This is a genomic window from Denitratisoma sp. (assembly GCA_032027165.1).
Classification (GTDB): Bacteria; Pseudomonadota; Gammaproteobacteria; order Burkholderiales; family Rhodocyclaceae; genus Desulfobacillus.
Map to the genome: position 1 here is coordinate 196,043 of JAVSMO010000001.1, position 21,564 is coordinate 217,606.

Annotated in this window: 15 protein-coding genes; all 15 read left to right on the forward strand. The window is 61.3% G+C overall.

Annotated elements, in window-relative coordinates:
- The first annotated feature begins 90 nt into the window (after nt 1–90).
- The 15 genes from ROZ00_01025 to ROZ00_01095 all read left to right on the forward strand — a co-directional run bounded on the left by ROZ00_01025 (nt 91) and on the right by ROZ00_01095 (nt 21,557).
- The gene (locus ROZ00_01025; GenBank protein MDT3734791.1) at nt 91–2,322 is read left to right on the forward strand and encodes an adenylate/guanylate cyclase domain-containing protein; all 2,232 of its coding nucleotides are present in this window, start codon (nt 91–93) and stop codon (nt 2,320–2,322) included.
- A 16-nt stretch (nt 2,323–2,338) separates the two neighbouring features.
- Nucleotides 2,339–3,106: a 3',5'-cyclic-nucleotide phosphodiesterase gene (locus tag ROZ00_01030; GenBank protein ID MDT3734792.1), complete on the forward strand. Its 768-nt coding sequence runs from the start codon at nt 2,339–2,341 to the stop codon at nt 3,104–3,106.
- 10 nt (nt 3,107–3,116) lie between these two features.
- On the forward strand, nt 3,117–4,184 hold the full coding sequence (locus tag ROZ00_01035) for a cyclic nucleotide-binding domain-containing protein (GenBank protein ID MDT3734793.1): 1,068 nt from the start codon (nt 3,117–3,119) through the stop codon (nt 4,182–4,184).
- Between the two features lie 36 nt (nt 4,185–4,220).
- Nucleotides 4,221–6,596 (forward strand): GspE/PulE family protein, encoded by a 2,376-nt coding sequence (locus ROZ00_01040; GenBank protein ID MDT3734794.1) that lies wholly within the window; start codon nt 4,221–4,223, stop codon nt 6,594–6,596.
- 5 nt (nt 6,597–6,601) lie between these two features.
- Complete coding sequence (locus ROZ00_01045; GenBank protein MDT3734795.1) at nt 6,602–8,245, forward strand: HD domain-containing phosphohydrolase; 1,644 nt, start codon at nt 6,602–6,604, stop codon at nt 8,243–8,245.
- 192 nt (nt 8,246–8,437) lie between these two features.
- Nucleotides 8,438–8,884, forward strand: coding sequence for a pilin (locus ROZ00_01050; GenBank protein ID MDT3734796.1), 447 nt, complete (start codon nt 8,438–8,440; stop codon nt 8,882–8,884).
- Between the two features lie 62 nt (nt 8,885–8,946).
- Nucleotides 8,947–10,869, forward strand: a complete 1,923-nt coding sequence (locus tag ROZ00_01055) for a pilus assembly protein PilF (protein ID MDT3734797.1) — start codon at nt 8,947–8,949, stop codon at nt 10,867–10,869.
- Between the two features lie 85 nt (nt 10,870–10,954).
- Nucleotides 10,955–11,254 carry a hypothetical protein gene (locus tag ROZ00_01060; GenBank protein ID MDT3734798.1) on the forward strand — a complete coding sequence of 100 codons (300 nt, stop codon included), beginning with the start codon at nt 10,955–10,957 and terminating at the stop codon, nt 11,252–11,254.
- A 34-nt stretch (nt 11,255–11,288) separates the two neighbouring features.
- The gene (locus ROZ00_01065) at nt 11,289–12,944 is read left to right on the forward strand and encodes a tetratricopeptide repeat protein (protein ID MDT3734799.1); all 1,656 of its coding nucleotides are present in this window, start codon (nt 11,289–11,291) and stop codon (nt 12,942–12,944) included.
- Between the two features lie 177 nt (nt 12,945–13,121).
- Nucleotides 13,122–15,644 (forward strand): tetratricopeptide repeat protein, encoded by a 2,523-nt coding sequence (locus ROZ00_01070; protein MDT3734800.1) that lies wholly within the window; start codon nt 13,122–13,124, stop codon nt 15,642–15,644.
- A 132-nt stretch (nt 15,645–15,776) separates the two neighbouring features.
- On the forward strand, nt 15,777–16,640 hold the full coding sequence (locus tag ROZ00_01075) for a glycosyltransferase family 2 protein (protein MDT3734801.1): 864 nt from the start codon (nt 15,777–15,779) through the stop codon (nt 16,638–16,640).
- A complete protein-coding gene (locus tag ROZ00_01080) occupies nt 16,621–17,835 on the forward strand; it encodes a glycosyltransferase (GenBank protein ID MDT3734802.1) in 1,215 nt (404 codons plus the stop codon). Before ROZ00_01075 ends, ROZ00_01080 begins: the two co-directional genes overlap by 20 nt.
- On the forward strand, nt 17,828–19,696 hold the full coding sequence (locus ROZ00_01085) for a sulfatase-like hydrolase/transferase (GenBank protein MDT3734803.1): 1,869 nt from the start codon (nt 17,828–17,830) through the stop codon (nt 19,694–19,696). The genes ROZ00_01080 and ROZ00_01085 overlap by 8 nt, the downstream gene beginning before the upstream one ends.
- Nucleotides 19,693–20,550, forward strand: a complete 858-nt coding sequence (locus ROZ00_01090; GenBank protein ID MDT3734804.1) for a hypothetical protein — start codon at nt 19,693–19,695, stop codon at nt 20,548–20,550. Before ROZ00_01085 ends, ROZ00_01090 begins: the two co-directional genes overlap by 4 nt.
- Entirely contained in the window at nt 20,550–21,557 is a 1,008-nt protein-coding gene (locus ROZ00_01095) for a glycosyltransferase (GenBank protein ID MDT3734805.1), read from the forward strand. The genes ROZ00_01090 and ROZ00_01095 overlap by 1 nt, the downstream gene beginning before the upstream one ends.
- Nucleotides 21,558–21,564: the final 7 nt, after the last annotated feature.

A 21,564-nucleotide genomic window follows, 5' to 3' on the forward strand; every position in this document is an offset into this window, starting at 1 on the left:
CAGTATCCCGGCTGCATGCAGTTTTGAAACCGCCACCATGAGTTGGACGTCAGGCTTGCTTAATGCGGGACAGTTCGGGAGGGGGCGGTTTTGAAGCAGTACATCGTCAGGTACGCACTGGGGTTCGTGGTATTGCTTGTTCTGCTAGGCCACGCGGCGCGTTTCTACGAGCTCGGCTTCATCAACCGGCTCGACGCCATCATCTATGACACCAAGGTGCGCCTTACCATGCCTAAGGGCATGGATGATCGTGTCGTCATTCTCGATATCGATGAGAAATCCCTCGGAGAGATCGGCCGCTGGCCCTGGGGGCGGGATCGGGTTTCGCAGCTCGTCAGGAAACTGTTCGATCAGCATGGGGTCGCCATTCTCGGCTTTGACGTCGTCTTCGCCGAGCCGGATGACAGTTCCGGCTTGAAGGCGCTTGAAGGGCTGGCCAAGGGGGATCTCAAGGACAGCACGCAATTCCAGGCAGCGCTCAAGGAACTCCGACCGCAGCTGGATCATGACGGGCGTTTTGTGGAAACGCTCAGGGGACGTCCGGTGATTCTCGGCTATTACCTTTCGGGGCGAAGCGACGGCGTGTCCAGCGGCGCATTGCCTCCGCCCGTATTGCCCGAAGGCAGCTTCACGGGGCGAAGCATTCCCTTCACCATCTGGACCAATTACGGTGGCAATCTGGCCGAGTTCCAGAAAGCGGCCCTTTCCGGAGGGCACTTCAATCCCCTGGTCGACTTCGATGGCATCTCGCGTCGAGTTCCCCTCTTGGCCGAATTCAAGGGCGAATACTATGAAGCGTTGTCGCTGGCCATGGTGCGGGCTCTGATCGGCCAGCCGAAGGTGGTGCCCTGGTTTCCTGATGACCGCTGGTTTTCCAGCAAGAGCTACCAGGGCATGGAAGCCATCGACCTGCCGACCGCGCGCGGCACGCTGCGCGTCCCGGTGGATGAAAACGTTGCCGCCCTGATTCCCTATCGCGGCTACCAGGGCAGTTATCGATACTATTCGATTGCCGACATCATGGCGGACCGGATCAAGCCGGGCGAGCTCAAAGGCAAGATTGCTCTGATCGGCACGACTGCGCCGGGCCTGCTCGACCTGCGCGCCACTCCCGTAGGGGAGGCTTATCCCGGGGTGGAAATTCATGCCAACCTGATCACAGGCATGCTTGACGGGGCAATCAAGCATAAGCCGTCCTATGTGCTGGGGGCCGAAGTGATTCTACTTCTGCTGGCCGGCCTCGTGATGGTGCTGTTGCTGCCGCTGCTATCGCCGCTACGGGCAACCCTTGCATCCATTGTGCTGTTGCTGTTCATCCTGACGGTGAACCTCGTCTTCTGGGAGTACGGCAACCTGGTGCTGCCGCTCGCCTCCGCCGTGCTGCTGGTACTGACTTTATACGCGCTCAACATGTCGTACGGCTATTTCGTCGAGTCGCGGACGAAGCGGCAGTTCACCGAGTTGTTCGGACAGTACGTGCCACCGGAACTGGTGGAGGAAATGAGCCGCAATCCCGAGTCCTATAGCATGGAAGGCCGCAAGGCCGAGCTGACCGTGCTGTTCTCGGACATTCGTGGATTTACAACGATATCCGAGGGGCTCGGGCCGGACGAACTGACCCGCCTGATGAACGAGTACCTGTCGGCCATGACCGAAGTGGTGCGCAGGAACAGAGGTACCCTGGACAAATATATCGGGGACGCCATCATGGCCTTCTGGGGCGCTCCGGTGAGCGATGCGCAGCATGCCCGCCATGCCGTCGTCACGGCGATGCAAATGCAGGCCGCCCTGCCTGCGGTCAACAAGACGTTTGCCGCAAAGGGCTGGCCCGAAATCAAGATTGGCGTCGGCGTCAACACGGGCGACATGACCGTGGGCGACATGGGGTCGGCCGTGCGCAAGGCTTATACTGTCATGGGCGATGCGGTAAACCTCGGTTCGCGGCTTGAGGGCATCACCAAGCAGTACGGAGTCGGCATTCTGGTGGGCGAGACTGCGCGCAAGGCCATCAAGGACATCGTCTTCCGGGAGGTGGACCGGGTGCAGGTGAAGGGCAAGGAAGAGCCGGTTGCCATCTATGAGCCGATCGGCCTTGAAGGCGAGGTAGACAAGGCAACACAGGAAGAGATCAAGCTATGGAACCAGGCCTTGCGCCACTACCGCGCCCAGGAATGGGATCAGGCGGAGGTGGCGCTGTTGAACTTGTCGCGGCTGGCGCCCGGACGGGCACTGTACGGCAAGTATATGGAACGGATTACCCATCTGCGCAGGGAACCGCCCGAGCCGGGATGGAAAGGCGTGTGGAAGTTCGAGACCAAGTAACGTAAGAGATAAAGAAATGAAGGTCAGAGTTCTCGGCTGCAGCGGCGGGATTGGCGGGCGCCATCTGCGCACTACTTCGCTGCTTGTCGACCACGACATCCTAATTGACGCAGGAACCGGTGTGGGTGATCTGTCGCTGGCCGAACTGGCTTTGATCGATCACGTTTTCCTCACCCATTCGCACCTCGACCATGTTGCCTGTTTGCCGTTCATGGTCGACACCGTGGGCGACATGCGCAACAAACCGCTGACGGTGCATGCCACCCAGGCCACGCTGGAAATCATCCAGGCGCACATCTTCAACTGGGCCATCTGGCCTGACTTCTCGGAAATCCCCAACCGCGAGAAACCGTTCATGCGCTATGCTGAACTGAAGACCGGCAAGACGGTGAAGGTGGAAGGGCGCGAGATCACCCCGCTTCCGGCCAATCACACCGTACCCGCGGTGGGCTATCGGATCGATTCCGGCGAGGGCAGTCTGGTGTTCAGCGGCGACACAACGGTGTGCGATGAGTTGTGGAAGGTCGTGAACAAGATCCGCAACCTGCGCTACCTCATCATCGAAACCGCCTTTTCCAACCGCGAGCGGCAACTTGCCGTCGCCTCGAAGCATCTATGCCCCGATATGCTTCGGGAGGAACTGCTGAAACTCCAGCGCGAGGCGGATATCTACATCACTCACCTCAAGCCCGGGCAGATCGAGCTGACCATGCAGGAAATCGAGGAGTTCATCGGAGAATACAGGCCGCGCATGTTGCAGAACAACCAGGTGTTTGAGCTGTAAGGGCTCGCGAATGAGCATGCAATCCATTTCCACGGACGTATTGAGGCGGCTCGAGCCGCTGGGGGCGCTGTCGCCGGACAGCCTTCGCGAGATATCCCGCATGTGCTATGCAGAAAAAATCAGCCGGAATCTCGACCCGTTCCGGCTGCAGGGCATGCAGGGGCAGGCTGTCTATCTCGTCAAGGGCGAATTGAAGATTGATTATCCGGATTCAAGCTCCGAAATCCTGGTCGGCGGGACAGAGGCAGCCGTTCGTCCGCTGGACAAACGAAAACCCGCATTTACGGGCGCCAAGGCGATTACGGACGTCGAGTTGATCCGAATCGACGAGGAACTGCTCGATATCATGCTGACGTGGGACCAGCTGGCCGCCCCGCAGGCCACAGCTGGCGCGAAGAAAACCCCGGATGCGGCGGATCGTACGGATTGGCGCACGATGTCCGGCATGTTTGCGGCAGAGAACCTGACGCACGGCATATTTGCCAGTCTGCCGCCGGCCAACATAGAGGCGCTGTTCGCACGTTTTCACCGCATCAAGGTGGCGCGCGGCGAAGTGGTCATCAGAGAAGGGGAGGATGGAGACTTCTATTACGTCATCGAAAGCGGGCGTTGCACGGTGTCCCGCCAGATTGGGGGCGCCACCGTCGGACTGGCCGAGTTGAAGACCGGCGATGCCTTCGGGGAGGAAGCCTTGGTGGCAAACACCAAGCGAAATGCGACGGTTGCAATGAAAACCGATGGCGTTCTGTTGAGGCTGGCGAAGGCGGATTTCATCGAGTTGCTGAAAGAGCCCCTGATGCATCGCATTTCGCGTCCGGAAGCGGACAAGAAAGCGGCTGCCGGAGCAATCTGGCTGGACGTCCGCTTTGCTGCCGAATACAACACCGACAAGCTGCCGGGGGCGATCAACATTCCGCTCAACGAGATACGCAACCTGTTCGGCTCTCTCGACCGCCAGAAGGAGTATATTGCCTACTGTCAGAGTGGGCGACGCAGTTCGGCGGCAGCATTTCTGCTCTCCCAGCGTGGCTATAAGACTTATCTGCTCGAAGGCGGTCTTCGCGGCAGTGCTGCATAAGGCACGCATCCCAATGGCTCAGAAGGGAAATCTGGTATGAGTGCGGTGCTTGGTTCGACTCAGGATTCTGGAGGCGGGGGCGATGTCGCCAGCCGCCTGTCTTTCTTCAAGAACCTCCAGACAGTCACCAACAAGATCCATGCGACGGCCAACATCGACGAGATCATGCTCGAGTTGTCGCAGGATATCTGTACGTTGTTCAACGCGGATCGGCTGACCATTTACTCGATCAGCGAGGACAAGTCATCCATCGTCTCCAAGGTCAAGACCGGCCTCAATTCCTTCAAGGACCTGCGGCTGCCGATCGCCGACCAGAGCATCGCCGGCTTCGTTGCGCTGTCGAAAAAGCTGGCCAATATCAGCGACGTCTACGACGAGGCGGAACTGAAGTCGCACACACCCAGCCTGCGCTTCCTGCAGGAGGTGGATAAGCGTACCGGCTACCGCACCAAGCAGATGTTGGTGGCCCCGATTACCGACGCGCAAAGCGGTGAGTTGCTCGGGGTGGTCCAGCTCATCAACAACAAGTCCGGAGCGCCTTTCTCCCAAGTGGCAGAGGAGGGAGTAAAAGGACTGTGCGAAACGCTGGCCATTGCATTCACCCAGCGCCAGAAGCCGGCGCATGTCGTCAAATCGAAATATGACCATCTGGTCGCCGATGCCGTGCTTTCGGCTGCCGAGTTTGATCTTGCCACGCGTTCTGCGCGGCGCAAGGGCATGGATATCGAAGAGGTTTTGCAGCATGAATTCCAGGTCAAGCAGGCGGCGATCGGCTCCGCGCTGTCAAAGTTCTTCGGCGTGCCCTATGAACCCTTCAAGGGCGATCGCATCAAGCCGATGGATCTGCTGAAAAACCTCAAGCGGGATTACGTCGAGGAAAACCAGTGGTTGCCGATCGAGGAAACGAAGGAAGGCGTCGTCATCCTGACGATGGATCCCGAGCAGGTCAAAAGCTCACGCATCGTCAACAACGTCTTTCCGAAGAACAAGCTGGTCTTCCGCGTCACCACCATCCAGGAATTCAAGCAGACGCTCGACCAGTTCTATGGCGCCGCCGCCGATTATGGCTCGGTTGGCGATCTTCTTTCCGGCATGGACGAAGGGGAGGAGGGCGGTGGCGAGCTGACCGGAGAAGACCTTTCTGCGGCAGCGGACAACGAACTGGTCAAGCTCGTCAACAAGATCATCATCGATGCCTACAATCAGGGCGCATCGGATATTCATATCGAGCCGCGGCCGGGCAAGGACAAGACCATCATCCGCTTCCGCAAGGACGGCTCGCTGGCGAACTACATCGAGATTCCGGCAAGCTACCGCAATGCCCTGGCAGCGCGCATCAAGATCATGTGCGATCTGGATATATCCGAGCGTCGCAAGCCCCAGGACGGCAAGATCAAGTTCAAGAAGTTCGGTCCGCTCGATATCGAACTGCGCGTTGCGACGATTCCATCGGCCGGCGGCGTCGAGGATGTGGTCATGCGCATCCTCGCCGCCGGGGAACCGATCCCGCTCGAGAAGCTCGGCATCCTGCCACACAACCTGGAGCGGTTGAAGAGCGTAGTCGAGAAGCCCTATGGACTGTTCTTCGTCTGCGGTCCGACCGGTTCGGGAAAGACAACCACGCTGCATTCCGTTCTGAAACACCTGAATACGCCGGACACGAAGATATGGACGGCAGAAGACCCGGTCGAGATCACGCAGAAAGGGCTGCGGCAGGTCCAGATCAACCGCAAGGCCGGACTGGATTTCGCCACCATCATGCGCGCCTTTCTGCGTGCCGACCCGGACATCATCATGGTTGGCGAGATGCGCGACAAGGAGACCGTCTCCATCGGCATCGAGGCGTCGCTGACCGGCCACCTGGTGTTCGCCACGCTGCACACCAACAGCGCGCCCGAATCGATCACCCGCCTGCTCGACATGGGCATGGACCCCTTCAACTTTGCCGACGCCCTGCTCGGCATCCTGGCGCAGCGCCTGGGCAAGCGCTTGTGCGGAGAATGCAAGGAGGCCTACACCCCCTCAGGGGAGGAAATGAAGAGCCTGCTCACCGAGTACTGCGAGGAACTGCTCAACACCAGCACCTTCAAGAAGGATGCCAAGGCAGGCTACGAGACGGTGTACAAGGAATGGGTGAAGAATTATGCCGACGACAAGGGACAGTTCAAGCTCTACAAACCGAAGGGCTGCGAAAAATGCAACAACACCGGCTACAAGGGGCGAGTCGGTTTGCACGAACTGATGGTGGGAACGGATAATGCCAAGAAGCTGATCCAGGAGCATGCTCGGGTTGCCGAGCTGGTCGCCTGCGCCCTGGAGGACGGCATGCGTACCCTGAAGCAGGATGGCATCGAGAAGGTGCTGCAGGGCATCACCGACATGAAGCAGGTTCGGGCGGTTTGCATCAAGTAAGCGCCGTGGACACCATCGAGGACCTCTTTCGGCGGTTCGAGCAGCTCAACGAGATCGGCGCTGCCCTCTCCCACGAGCGGGATATCGGCAGGTTGCTCGAGAACATTCTGGTCGCTGCCAAAAACATCACCCACGCCGACGGCGGTACCCTCTACCGCATGACCGAGGGCGAGGCCAGCCTGCGTTTCGAGATCATGCGCAACGACAGCCTGAAGATCGCCCTGGGCGGCACCTCGGGCAACCCCATCCCCTTCCCGCCGTTGCCGTTGCGCACCGAGAGCGGCGAAGAGAACAACTCGATGGTGGCCGCCTACGCCGCCATCCACCAGAAGACCGTCAACATCGACGACGCCTACCAGGCGGAGGGCTTCGATTTCTCCGGCACGCGCAAATTCGACGAGCGCACCGGCTACCGCTCGCAGTCGTTCCTGACGGTGCCGATGAAGAACCACGAGAACGCGGTGATCGGCGTGCTGCAACTGATCAACTCGATTGACCCGGACACGAAGCGGGTCGTGCCGTTCTCGGCCGCCGACCAGCAGCTGGCCGAATCGCTTGCCTCGCAGGCGGCCATTGCCCTGACCAACCGCCAGCTCATCACGCAGTTGGAGCAGCTGTTCGAATCCTTCATCCAGTTGATCAACGTGGCGATCGACGAGAAATCACCCTATACGGGCGGCCATTGCGAGCGCGTGCCGGTGCTCACCATGATGCTGGCCGAAGCGGTGAACGAGACTAAAACCGGGCCGCTTGCCGACTTCGGCATGTCGGACAAGGACCGCTACGAACTGAAGATTGCCGGACTGCTGCATGATTGCGGCAAGGTGACGACGCCGGTGCATGTGGTCGACAAGGCCACCAAGCTGCAGACGCTTTTCGATCGCATCCACCTGGTCGATACCCGCTTCGAGGTGCTCAAGCGCGATGCGCAGATCGCCATGCTCAAGGCCAAGCTGAACCTTCGCGATTCCCACGATTCGCGTGCGGAGGCCATGCTCGAAGAGGACCTCGTGCGCCATCTGCGCCAGATCGACGCCGACCGCGAGTTCCTGCGTCAGGCGAACATCGGCTCGGAGCTGATGACGCCGGAAGCCCAGGAGCGCGTGAAGAAGATCGGGACCGGCTACCGCTGGATGGACGTCGGTGGCAAATCCGCCAACTTCCTCACCGATGACGAACTGGAGAACCTCAACATTCGCGCCGGCACGCTGACGCAGAAGGAACGCGAGACGATCAATTACCACATCGTCGCCACCAACAAGATGCTCGAGCAGTTGCCTTGGCCCAAGCACCTGAAAAACGTCCCGGAATACGCCGGCGGCCACCACGAACGCATGGACGGCAAAGGCTACCCGAAAGGGCTCACCCGCGAGCAGATGAGCGTGCAGGCCCGCGTCATGGGCATTGCCGACATCTTCGAGGCCCTGACTGCCCGCGACCGGCCCTACAAGCGCGGCAAGACGCTATCCGAATCGCTGGAGATTCTCGGCAACTTCAAGCTCAACGGCCACATCGATCCGGATCTTTTCGATGTCTTCGTGCGGCAAAAGGTGTATCTGAAGTACGCTGAGCAATTCCTCGACCCGGAACAGATCGACGAAGTGGATGAATCGAAAATTCCAGGCTACCAAGCACGGAATGCTGCTTAGCAGCAGAAGTGACGCGGGGCGTCACTTCCTGCCCTTGCAATTCATGTCCATGCACCTCTCAAGCATTCATCTTAAATAAAACAAAGCATTAAATCATTACCCCATCTGGCACGACTATTGCGTAAAATCCCACGTGTGTCGGGAGCGTCATAAGATCCCTGCCATACTTTCCAACTGCAGAAGGAGAACTTCATGAAGACGATTCAAAAAGGCTTTACCCTGATCGAACTGATGATCGTGGTCGCGATCATCGGCATCTTGGCCGCCGTTGCACTGCCGGCCTATCAGGACTACACGGTTCGCGCCAAGGTTTCGGAAGGTCTGATCGCCGCTTCGTCGGCGCGTACCGCCGTTTCCGAAGTCTATGCGAATGCCGGCCGGATGCTGCCCAGCGCTGCCTCGATGAACGTGCAGACGCAGGATTCGCAGTGGGTGGCAAGCGTGGGTTGGACGTATACCGACGATAATTCAGGCGATATCGTCGTGACGCTCAAGGACGTTGCCGGTTTGGGCGCAGCGAGAAATACCACCCTGATTCTCCGTGCCTCTGGCACTTCGACGACCGGCGCAGTGGGCTGGCTGTGCGGCAAGGGCACGATCAACTCGAAGTACCTGCCGGGTTCCTGCAAGGACTTCTGATCGATCCGGTCTGACGAGAGGCCCCCTGGCGATCCCAGGGGGCTTTTTCTTTCTGCCTCCCCGTGCGAACTTCAGCCCTTGCCGCGCTTGCGACGTTCGTTGTCTGTACGCTTCTGGCGGCGCTTTACGCACCGGGGCTGCAGGGCGGCTTTTTCTTCGATGACGAGCCGAGCATTCTGTATGCCGAAGGCGTTCGCCTCGATCGTCTCGACGCAGGTTCTCTGCGCGAAGCATTCGCCAGCGGACGCTCCGGCCCCTCGGGCCGTCCCGTCGCCCAGTTGAGCTTCGCCCTCAATTACCATTTCAGCGGCTTCGAGCCCATCGCCTTCAAGGCGACCAACCTCGCCATCCATGCCGCCTGCGGGGTGCTGGTTTTCCTGTTGAGCCTGCGCCTCTACGCGGCGTCGCGCGTCCCCAAGGCAATGGTGTTTGCCGGCGTTGTGGCCGTGATCTGGCTGTTGCATCCGCTGCAACTTACGCCGGTCCTGCACGTCGTGCAGCGCATGACCAGCCTGTCGGCCCTGTTTCTCCTGGCTGCCCTGCTATCTCATGTGGTCGCGCGCGAGCGTGGTGGCCGCGGCGGCGCAACCCTTCTCATATTGGCCTGGGGCGTGCTGTGGCCCTTATCGTTTTTCAGCAAGGAAAGCGGTGCGCTTTTCCCGTTCTTCGTGCTGGCTTGGGAGCTGATCCTGCGGCGCAATGAACGCGGCAGTCTGGACGGCTTCGCGCGCGTCTTCGCCGTACTGGCTGGGCTGACTTTGCTCGGGGCAGCGATCTACCTGGCGCTGCCTTCCGGCCGATGGCTGTGGGCGGGCTATGCGGTTCGCGACTTTTCCCCTTTCGAACGGATGCTTACGGAAGGGCGCGTGCTGTGGTTCTACATCGGGCTCGTTGCCCTGCCGCGCCTGGAAGCGTTAGGACTCTACCACGACGACATCGCCCTCTCGACCGGCTTGCTTACGCCCTGGACGACGCTGCCGGCGTGGGTGGGCCTGGTCGGCCTGGCCTGGCTGGCCTGGCGGCTCCGTTCGCGGGCGCCGCTTGCGTCTTTCGGCATTGCCTGGTTCTTTGTCGGCCATGCGCTGGAGTCCACCCTCTTGCCGCTGGAAATCGCTCACGAGCATCGCAACTACCTGCCGCTGCTCGGCATCCTGCTGGCTGGCGTCTATGGACTGAGCCGCCTGTTGGCGGCACCCGGGCCACGCAGGACGCTCGGCCTCACGCTGGCCGTGGCGGTGCTGCTCTACCTGCCATTCGTTACCGCATTGCGGGCACACCAGTTCAGCGGAGAACTCCTGCGCACGCAAATCGAGGCGCAGCATCATAGAGGGTCGCCGCGGGCCCAGTACGATGCGGGGCGCGTACTGGCTTCGCAACTCGAGGCGATGCAGACCGATTCTCCGGCCTATTCGTTCGCAAGGGCGCATTTCGAGCGGGCAGGCGAGCTGAATCCCGGCTTCAAGCTCGGTTTGCTCGGGCTCATTTATCTGAACTGCCGCGCCGGGATACCGGCTGAAACAGGCTGGGTTGCGGAATTGGCCCGCCGCTTGCGCAACACGCCGTTCGGCCCGGGCGACAGCGGGGTATTGCTCCAGTTGAAGGACCTCTCGATCTCGGGCACCCTCTGTCTCAAACGAGCGGATGTGGAGCAACTTTTTGTCGCTGCGCTGGACAACCCGACCGCCGCCCCGCATCACCGTGTCGACATGCACTCATGGCTGGCGGATTACCTGGTGCTGGGTGCGCGCGATCTGCCTGCCGCCCAGATCGCACTGGAGCGCGCCCTGGCTCTTGCCCCGTATAATTCCGGCAACCGCCTTAAGCGGGCGCAACTGGCCATTCTCCTGGGCCGTCGGGCAGAAGCCCTGGAGATTCTGGCCAAGGTGGAGAAGCTGCCCTTGAAACGTGCCGAAAGGGAATTGATGGCCGAATTGAGGCGTTGCCTCGACAGCACACAGGCTGGTGTCGCCTGCGTCGGCAAATAGCCGTTCCGGCGCTGGAGCGGGAATCAGTAGAATTTCATTTTGCAGTGGCGGCTGCATTTTATGAATAGGCCTTGGGAGCGCATGCATGATCCTGAGTTGGTTCGATGCAAAGGCGGCAGTCGATTTCGGGCACGGCCTTGCCGACTTCTATGACAAGCAATCCAGACTCAATGCGAAGGCGAGCAATCAAAAGATTGCGGATAAGCAGCAGAAACTCGTGGCGCAGCTTTTGCTGAAGGCCCGGCAGTTCAATGCCGCGCATAAGTTGAATGCGTATCAAAAGGCGAAACTGGGTAATGCCTTCAAGTGGAAATTGCATGACATGGGTCACGATACTGAGCTTGTCGATGTGATGACCAAGGACCTCATGTTTGCCTTGCGATAGCGCTGCATCCAGCGGGAAGTACTTGGGTGATTCGATGTTCAAGTGGTTCAGGAAGGTTTTTCTGAGCAAAGGCAGCAGCGAGCCTGCAACAGGACAAGAGGCGCCTGTTATGACTGCCTATCGGGTGGACGAGGAGGTACAACAGGCCTACCGCCTGCTTTCCGAAGGCCAGCCGAGGCAGGCGGAGGCATGCTGTCGGCGCGCCCTCAAGGCGGATGCAGGTGTCGCAGAAGCCCACTACTTGCTCGGCTCTGCGCTGAGGGCTCAAGGTCGCCTGCTGGAGGCGATCGCGAGTTACCGTCATGCCACTGTACTCAGGCCGGATTACGCTCAAGCGCATTTGGACATGGGGGAAGTGCTTTCCGGGCAGGGCGATCTCGACGCGGCAATCATCGCTTTCAGGGCTGCCGCTTCGCTGCTTCCGGATTATGCGGAGTTGCATTCGAACCTGGGTACGCTCTACCGGAAGCGCGGCCATGCCGGCCAGGCGGAGGCCTGCTATCGGGAGGCGATCAAGCTCAAGCCCGATTTCTACGCCGCGCATTTCAATCTCGGAAATTTGCTGCTGAATCAGGGACGATTGTCCGAAGCCGAGGTCTGCTATCAGGCTGCCATTGCATGCAAGCCCGACTTGGTTGCGGCCCATCACAATCTGGGCGACGTCTTGAAGGATCAGGGCAGGTTCGATGAGGCGATGTCCTGCTACGAACGGGCGCTGACGGTTTCCCCCGATTACCCGGCATCCAGATGGCACCAGACGATGCTGTCGCTGCTGACGGGCGACTTGCAAAGAGGCCTTCCGGGCTATGAATATCGCTGGAAGCTGGCGAAGGAGGAACAGCCGCGCGACTTTACGCAGCCTTTGTGGCTGGGCGACGCGGATATTCGCGGAAAGACCATCCTTTTGTACGCCGAAAAAGGTTTCGGCGATACGCTCCAGTTCGTGCGTTATGCAGCACAGGTTGCGGCACTGGGCGCCAAGGTCATCCTGGAAGTGCAGGCACCGCTCAAGTCGCTGCTGTCAGCGTACCCGGGCATGGATAAGGTTCTTGCGAGAGGCGAGCCCCTGCCGCCATTTGAGTACCAGTGCCCCCTGATGAGCCTCCCCCTGGCGTTCAAGACGGTAGTTGCCACGATCCCCGCTATGAACCGCTATATTTCAGCGCCGTCGGATCGCGTCACGTACTGGGCCGGCCAAATGAAGCAATACCGTTCTCCGCGCATCGGCCTCGTCTGGTCCGGCAATACCGGGCAGTCGAACGACATGAACCGCTCGATGACCCTGAAGGTACTGGCTCCCCTGATATCTGGCTCGCGCCATCATTTCTTCGCCTTGGTGAAGGAGGTGCGGGAGCACGACAGGACGCTGCTGCGGTCAATGCCCAATGTGACCGACCTTTCCCAGCAACTGACGGATTTCAGCGAGACGGCAGCGATTCTCGAGAATCTGGATTTGCTGATTGCCGTTGACACCTCGGTGGCCCATCTGGCCGGTGCACTTGGGAAACCTGCTTGGATAATGCTGTCTTACGTGCCGGACTGGCGCTGGTTCATCAACCGCCCGAATAGCCCCTGGTACCCGTCCGTGCGGCTGTTCAGGCAGCCTGCGCACAACGATTGGGGAAGCGTCGTCGAGTTGCTGAGGACTGAGCTAGATCTGCTTATTGCGGACAGGAGCGAATCTTGCTGAAATCCCTTCCTTATACGGCGGATATGGAATTTGCATGTCGTTATCCGGGGGGTTGGTAACTATCTCATCGGAATGGCCATGTTCAGTTATTTCAAGAAAACCACTGTACCCCCGAGGCGTTCGCCGGACCAGCCGATAGACTCCGCCACCAGTGAGTCGCCGCGAACGAGGAAAGTCTTGAACGTCGGTGGCAACAGCAAGGAAATTCAAATACCCGAGCTGTACAACGGGTGGCAGCATTTCATGCTGGACATCGATCCAGCCGTCCGCCCGGATGTGGTTTGCGATGCGCGCAACCTGGCGACCCTGAAGGGATCCGCATACGACTCCGTATATTGCTCGCACAATCTGGAGCATTATTTCCATCATGACGTGTCGAGGGTGCTTGCAGGATTCCTGCACGTCCTGAAGGACGAAGGCTTTGCTTATATACGCGTCCCGGACATGGCAGAACTGATGCGCAGCGTGGTTCGCGACGGGCTCGATATCGAAGACGTGCTCTATCAGTCCCCAGCCGGCCCGATTGCCGTCATGGATGTCATCTACGGATTGAGAACCGAGATCGCCAGAAGCGGCAATGACTTCTTCGCCCATAAAACCGGATTCACAAGAAAATCGCTAGCCGCAGCCGTGCGGAAGGCGGGCTTTCCGTTCATATTCACCCGTACCGGCAATCTGGAAATTACTGCGGTTGCTTTCAAGAACCAGCCGAATGCCGTGGACGTCGCTCTGTTGAAGCTCTCGGAGGAGTTTACCGCCGAGCCCGACCCGCATCGGTCCGCGAATCCGGATCCGGCCATCGAGAGCGCGAATCTGAGAAGACGCGGGAACCAGCTGCTTTCCAAAGGTGAGCTGGGAAAGGCGGCAGACTGCTACAGGCAGGCGATATCGATCAATCCGCGTTATGCCGAAGCACACCTCAATCTTGGATTCGTCTTGCGTGAGCAGAGGCTTTATGACGATGCTGAACGCTCCCTCAGGCAGGCCATTCAGATCAATCCGGAACTGGAGGACGCCTTTTACATACTGGGCACCATTGCCGAGGAGCAGGGCAATGTCGAGACAGCCATCGAATGCTTTAGCAAGGCCATTGAACTCAACCCGGCATTTGAAGTCGCCTATCGCGACCTGTGCCGCGCGCTGTACAGGGGCGGCCACTATGAGACCGCAGAAAAGACTATTGAAAAGGGGCTATCGCTCAACCCGAACAATGCGGACTTTCACTACTACCTGGGCAACCTGCGCATGCATGAAAAGCAATTCGAGCGGGCAATCGCCTGCTATGAAAAGGCCCTTGCGTTGCGCCCCGACTATGCCGAGGTTCATTCCAATATCGGCAAGGCGCTGATGGAGTTGGGGCGCTACGAGGAATCGATAGCATGGTATCGGAAAGCGCTCGCCCTCGATCCGGATGCGGTTGGGGTCGAGGCGGTAGATTGCCTGCTGTTTGCCCGAAGCTACCAAAGCGACTTCACGCCGGAGCTGTACCTCGCCGAAGCCAGGCGCTATGGCGAGATGGTGATGGCGAAAGCCAGGAGGCCCTACCAGCGCTGGACCGCCGACCCCGCTGCGCAGGTCTTGCGTGTCGGCATGGTTTCGGCCGACTTCCTGAGCCATCCCGTAGGCTATTTCCTGGAAAGCGTTCTTGCACACCTGAAATCCCCAAGGCTTGAACTCGTGGCCTATCCCACCGTTGCCGAGGAGGATGACCTGACCGCTCGCATCAAGCCCTGTTTTTCGGCCTGGCATCCCATCGACAATCTCGGCGACGAAGCGGCAGCCCGAAGGATCCTCGATGACGGCATCCACATCCTGATCGATCTGTCGGGACACACTTCCCATAACCGCTTGCCGGTATTTGCCTGGAAGCCCGCACCGCTACAGGTGACCTGGCTGGGATACTTCGCCTCGACAGGCGTGCCCGGAATGGATTACCTGCTGGCAGACAGAATCTCCGTACCGGAACCCCATCAGGCGCATTTCACGGAAAAGATCTGGTATTTGCCGGACACCCGGCTTTGCTTCACGCCGCCGACGGCAGTCGAGAAGCTGAGGCCGGCAATGCTGCCGGCCAGGCGCAACGGCTACCTTACCTTCGGCTGTTTCCAGAACCTGTCCAAGCTCAATGACGGCGTGCTCGCCGTCTGGGGCCGCATCTTCAAGGCCTTGCCGCAAGCCCGGCTGCGGTTGCGCTGCAAGCAGATGGACGATCCCGCCGCGCAGGAGGTCCTGCTGAAGCGGTTTACCCGGGCCGGCATCGCTTCCGAGAGGGTGAAGATCAGCGGACCTGTCTTCAGGGAGGAGTATCTCGCGGCGCATGACGAAATCGACGTGATACTCGACACCTTCCCCTATCCCGGCGGGACGACGACCTGCGAGGCGTTGTGGATGGGGGTGCCGACACTGACGCTGGCCGGAAACACCTTGCTTGCCCGCCAGGGCGCAAGCTTGCTGACCTGCGCTGGCCTTCAAGACTGGGTTGCCCATGACGAGGCGGAGTACGTCGAAAAGGCTGTGGCTTTGACATCCGACCTTGACCGCTTGGCGCAGCTGCGCGCCGGGTTGCGGGATCAGGTGCTGGCTTCGCCCCTGTTCGATGCGCCGCGCTTCGCAGCCAATCTCGAAACGGCCCTGCATGAGATGTGGCAGTCGTATCTCGGCGGCAAGGGAGGCGGCACATCGGGAGAACGAGCCGGCTGAGGGCTTGCGGCAGCGGAAGCGATTGCGCAAAAGTCAGTGGCGACGGGACGGCGATGCGGGCCCGCCGGCCGGAATGGAGGTCTTTCCGAGGAGAATGACATAATCACAGAAGCGCCTGACCGGAGAGGAAATTTGAAACTCAGCCTGATCATGCCCGCCCGAAATGAGGCTGCCGCCTTGGGGCCGTTGCTCGAGGAGATCCGACGCCTGCTGCCGGAGGCGGAAATGATCGTCGTCGACGACGGCTCCACCGACGGGACGCCGGCGATAGCGACGGGATGCGGTGCGCAGGTCATCTCCCATCCCTATCCGAAGGGCAACGGCGCCGCAGTGAAGACGGGTGCGCGCGCCGCGACGGGCGACATCCTGGTGTTCATGGATGCCGATGGCCAGCATCGGCCCGAGGACATCCCCCGACTGCTGGCGAAGCTGGAGGAGGGCTACGACATGGCGGTCGGCGCACGGGGCATGCAGGATCACGCCGGTGCGCACCGGGGGTTCGCCAATGCTGTCTTCAACTGGCTGGCGAGCTGGATGGTCAACCATCGCGTGGACGACCTCACCTCCGGGTTTCGCGCGGTGCGCGCGGAGCGCTTCCGCCGCTTCCTCTACCTTTTGCCGAACAGCTTTTCTTATCCGACGACCTGCACGATGAGCTTCTTCCGCGCCGGCTTCGGCGTCGCCTACGTGCCGGTCAGCATGCCGACACGCATCGGCCGCAGCCACATCCGCCCCCTGCGCGACGGCATCCGCTTCATTCTGATCATCATCAAGATAGGCACGCTGTATTCGCCGCTGAAGCTGTTCCTGCCGATTTCAGGGGCTTTCTTCGCGACGGGACTGGGCTATTACACATACACTTATCTGACGTCGCATCGCTTCACCAACATGAGCGCCCTGCTGTTCATCACCTCCGTGCTGGTGTTCCTGATCGGGCTGGTGTCGGAGCAGATCACGATGCTGACCTACAAGGACAGTGACCAAGGAAAACCCTGAAGGCCGCGGCCGGATTCTGGTACTGACATCGACCTTTCCGCGCCGGGAAGGCGACGCGGAACCGGCTTTCGTGTTCGACCTGTGCCGCCGTCTGGCCGAGCGATTCGATGTTACGGTGCTGGCGCCGCATGCACCCGGTGCGCGGACAGCGGAAATCATCGCCGGCGTGCGCGTGGTTCGTTTCCGCTATGGGCCCGAACGCTGGGAAAGGCTGGCCTACGAGGGCGGGATCATGGCCAATCTGCGGCGGAACCCGCTGCTGTATCTGATGCTGCCGCCGTTTTTCCTGGCCCAGCTGGCGGCCCTGCTGATTGCGTTGCGGCGCGATAGGCCGGCGGCGGTGCATGCCCACTGGATCGTGCCGCAGGGAATCGTGTTGGCGGCGGCCCTGCGCCTCAGCGGTCTGCGGCCGCGCGCGGTCTGCACTGTGCATGGCAGCGACGTTTCGGCTTTGCGAGGCGCCCTGTGGGCCAGGGTCAGGCGCTGGGCGATGGCGCGCTGCGATCGCGTCGTTGCCGTCAGCCAGCCCCTGCGCCTGAGCCTCGCCGAGGAGGGGTGCCCGCCCGCCAAGCTCGACGTGATTCCGATGGGGGTGGATTTGAACGGGCTGTTCGTGCCGGGCCGGGAGCGACGGCAGGAGGCAACCCTGCTCTTTGTCGGGCGCTTGGTGCCCGCCAAGGGTGCGGATCTCCTGATGCGCGCCCTTGCTGAACTGGGTGGGCGCTATCCCCGGGCGACGCTGACCGTGGTCGGCAGCGGGCCAGAAGCGGATCGCCTGGCCAGCCTGGCCCGGAGCCTGGGCGTCGGAGCACGCGTGACGTTCGCCGGGCCGCTTGCCCACGCGCAGTTGGCAGAGTTGTACCGACGCGCATCGCTCCTCGTGCTGCCCTCTCTCGAGGAAGGGTTCGGACTGGTGCTGGCGGAGGCCATGGGCTGCGGATGTCCCGTCGCGGCGAGCGACTTGCCGGCGCTACGCGACATGGTCGAGGATGGGCGGAGCGGGCGCCTGTTCCGACCCGGAGACGTCGCGGACATGGCCCGCGTCGTGGTCGAACTGCTGGCCGATCCCCGGTCGGCGCAGGCGATGGCGGAAGAGGCGCGGCGACGGGTGGTGGCGCGTTTCGACTGGGCCGGGGTGGCGCAGCGCTATGCGGCTGCCCTGATGCCGGCATGGCGCGGCGACACGAATGACTAGCCCCGCCTTTCAGAGCGCGGTCTCGCTGGCGCTGCTTCTTGCGGGCATCTGGCTCCACGGCAGGAGCGGCGGGCGCCTCGGCACCTGGCTCGTCATCGCTGCCCTCGCGCTGGCGTCGCTGCTGCTGTTGCTGCTGTATTTCGTCTCGGATTACTTTACCGGCGACGGCATCAACGAGGCCGTTGTGTACCATCTCCGCTACGGCCTGTCCGGCGCGGGCTTTTCCGAGTATGCGGCCTTGGCCGGTTTCGCCCTGCTTGCGCTCCTGTCGGGGCTGGCCATTCTGCTGCTGTCCCACAGGCGCAAACCGGCGACCGCTCCGGCTGGCGTACCCGGGCGCGGCACGGTGCTTTCGTTGGCGCTTGCCGCAGGCTCCCTGATGCTGCATCCGGCGACCGGCGACATCGCCAGGATGCTGCCGGCGGCAACAGCGGGCAGCACCGCCGCCTACGCATCCGGGGATGAGCAGCGGCGCGATCGCGAGCTGCAGGAGGACTTCGAACGCCACTATGCAAGGGCGGCGGCTAACCCGGCCGCCGGCCGGCGCAAGAACCTGGTGTTCATCTACGCGGAGAGCCTGGAACGGACCTACTTCGACGAAGCGATTTTCCCGGGCCTGATGCCGCGTCTCCGTGCGCTGGAATCGGAGGCCGCCACCTTTACCAACGTCATCCAGGCGCCTGGCACGGGCTGGACCATAGCGGGCATGGTCGCCAGCCAGTGCGGCATCCCGCTGTTTACGCCTTCGCACGGCAACTCCATGTCCGGGCTGGACAGCTATCTGCCGGCCGCCCAATGCCTTGGCGACCTGTTGAAGGAGGACGGCTACCATCTCGCCTACATCGGCGGCGCCCGGCTGCGTTTCGCAGGCAAGGGCAAGTTCTATCAGACCCACCGCTTCGACGAGATATCCGGGCTGGATGAGTTGAGGAGCCGGCAGCGGGATCCCGCCTACGCGAGCGCCTGGGGGCTGTACGACGACGAATTACTTGAACTGGCCCTTGACCGGTTCTCCAACCTGTCGAGGACACGGGAGCGCTTCGGACTGTTCATGCTGACGCTCGACACCCATCATCCGGACGGCCATCTTTCCGCGGCTTGCCGCGGAATGCGCTACGGCGACGGCGGGAATCCGATCCTGAATGCCGCGCACTGCACGGACCGGCTCCTCGCCGAATTCGTCGACCGGATCCGGCGCTCCGAAGCGGGCCGGCATACGCTCATCGTGATCGCCTCGGACCACCTGGCCATGCGCAACTCGGCCCACGACCTCCTCGAACGCGGTTCGCGGCGCAATCTTTTCATGGTCATCGATCCAGGCGCCGTGTCACGGAAGTTCGATACCGCGGGCTCGATGCTGGACGTGGCGCCGACCATCCTCGACTTCATGGGCCATGGTTCCCGGCTGGGGCTGGGCAGCAGCCTGCTCATAGCGGACCCTCCGACCGCGGAGCGCAGGAAATATATACTGGGCCGGCTCGGCGAATGGATGGCGCCGCTCGCGCGGTTCTGGGCTTTTCCGAAGATCCGAAGCCGGCTCGAGGTCGATGCGCAAGGCAGAAGGGTGAGCATCGACGGGCGGGATTTCGCCGTTCCCGCGTTCATCGCCTTCGACCAGGACATGCAAACGACCATCAAGTTTCCCTACCTCGTTTCCGCCGGAGATTTCGTGGCCCAGAACAGTCCCGACAAGGGGTTCCTGCTGATCGCCGAATGCGCCAGCAGGGATCCACGGCTGCCGGCCGGAACCTTCTGCCTGTTTGCCGGCCGGGGAGACCGTTTCAGGACCCAGTTGATCGTCCGCGACAAGGCGACCTTTTCTCCTGAGGAGATCATGCGCTTGACGGGGGTTGGATCATGATCGGTCTTATTGCCGGGCGCGACCGCGGCAGTTCCGGCAGGCGGCCAATGCCGGCCCGCTTCGCGACGGCCTTCGGCCTGGCGGCTTGCCTTGCCGGCCCCCCATCCCTTGCCGGGGTGACCTACCACCACGACATCGACAATCCGCGCTGCTGCCTGTTCATCGCCCATGCCGGCGGCGGCATCGACGGCAACCCCTATACCAACAGCGAGGAAGCCGTTCTGGCGAATCTCAAGGCCGGCGTCCGGGTATTCGAAGTGGACTTCTCACCGACCCGGGACGGCGTTTGGGTGGGAACGCACGACTGGCACACCTGGAAAAAACAGACGGCCTACGCGGGAAGTCAGCCGCCGTCCTATGCCGAATTCACCAGCAGCCGCCTGAACGCGGCCGGCCCGACGGCCATCGACGGACGCTACTCGGCCATAACGATTCCCTTTCTGGAAACATTGCTGACCAAGTACCCGAAGATGGTGATCGTCACGGACACCAAGTACGACCTGATGCGGATGGCGCGCGCCCTCAAGGACACCAAGCTGTTCAAGCGCCTCGTACCGCAGGCCTACTCCATCGAGGATGTCGAGTCGCTGGCCGGGCTTGGCTTCAGGAAAATCATCCTGACCATCTACAAGATGGACGTGAATGACCCCGGGCTGCTGGTCAGGCGTATCGCCGCGATGCCGAACAAGCCGCATGCCCTGACCGTGCCGATGCGCTTTTTTTCAGAGCACCACAAACTGCTGGCCGGAATTGGCATCCCCGTCTATGCCCACGGCGCCCCGGCGCACATCAATTCCATGTCGCTGCACGACAGGTTCAGGCGGCAGGGAATCGCGGGTTTCTATCTGGACTGATGGCCTTCATCTCCGTCTGCATCCCCAACTTCAACGGCATCGGGCTGATCGACGCCTGCATCGAATCGGTCAAGGGCCAGGACTGCGGCTTTCCAGTCGAAATCATCGTGCATGACGATGCCTCGACCGACGGCTCCGCCGTGTACATCGCCGCGCGGCATCCGGACGTGCGCCTGATCACCAGCCGGGAGAACGTCGGCTTCTGCGTCGCCAACAACCGCATGGCCGCCGCGGCGCGCGGCGAATACCTGCTGCTGCTCAACAACGACGCCGCCCTGCTTCCCGGCGCGCTGGCCGTGCTGATGGACGAAGCACGGCGCCTGCAGCAGGCCGCCATCCTGGGACTGGCGCAATACGATGCCGACAGCGGAGAACTTCTGGACATCGGCAGCCTGCTCGATCCGTTTTTCAATGCGGTGCCCAATCGCGATCCGCAACGCGAAAACGTGGGCATGGTTGCCGGCGCCTGCCTGTGGATTCCGAAGCGGCTGTGGGATGAACTGGGCGGCTTTCCGGAGTGGTTCGGCTCCATCGGCGAGGATCTCTACCTGTGCTGCCGTGCGCGGCTGGAGGGCCATCCCGTGCGTGCGTTCGGCACGGCGGGCTACAGGCATGGCGTCGGTGCCAGCTTCGGCGGCGGCAAGGTGCGAGGCGGCGTCCTGGCATCGACATTCAGGCGGCGTGCGCTGTCGGAGCGGAACAGGACGTTCGTCATGGCAATGACGTGTCCGGCGGCCGTCCTGCCGCTGCTGCTGCCGCTGCACCTGTTCTTGCTGTTGCTCGAAGGCGTGGCGCTCACTTTGCTGAGGCTGGATGGACGATACCTTTCGGAAATCTATCTTCCCGCGCTTGCAGCGACCCTTTCCAGACGCCGTGTGCTGATCGACTATCGGCGCAGGATCAGGCAGCGGCGCCGTGCCGCAGCGGCTGACTTTTTCTCGGCTTTCGTATTGATGCCCCACAAGCTGAGGATGCTGCTTCGGCACGGCCTGCCGCGGATGCGTTGAACCGCGC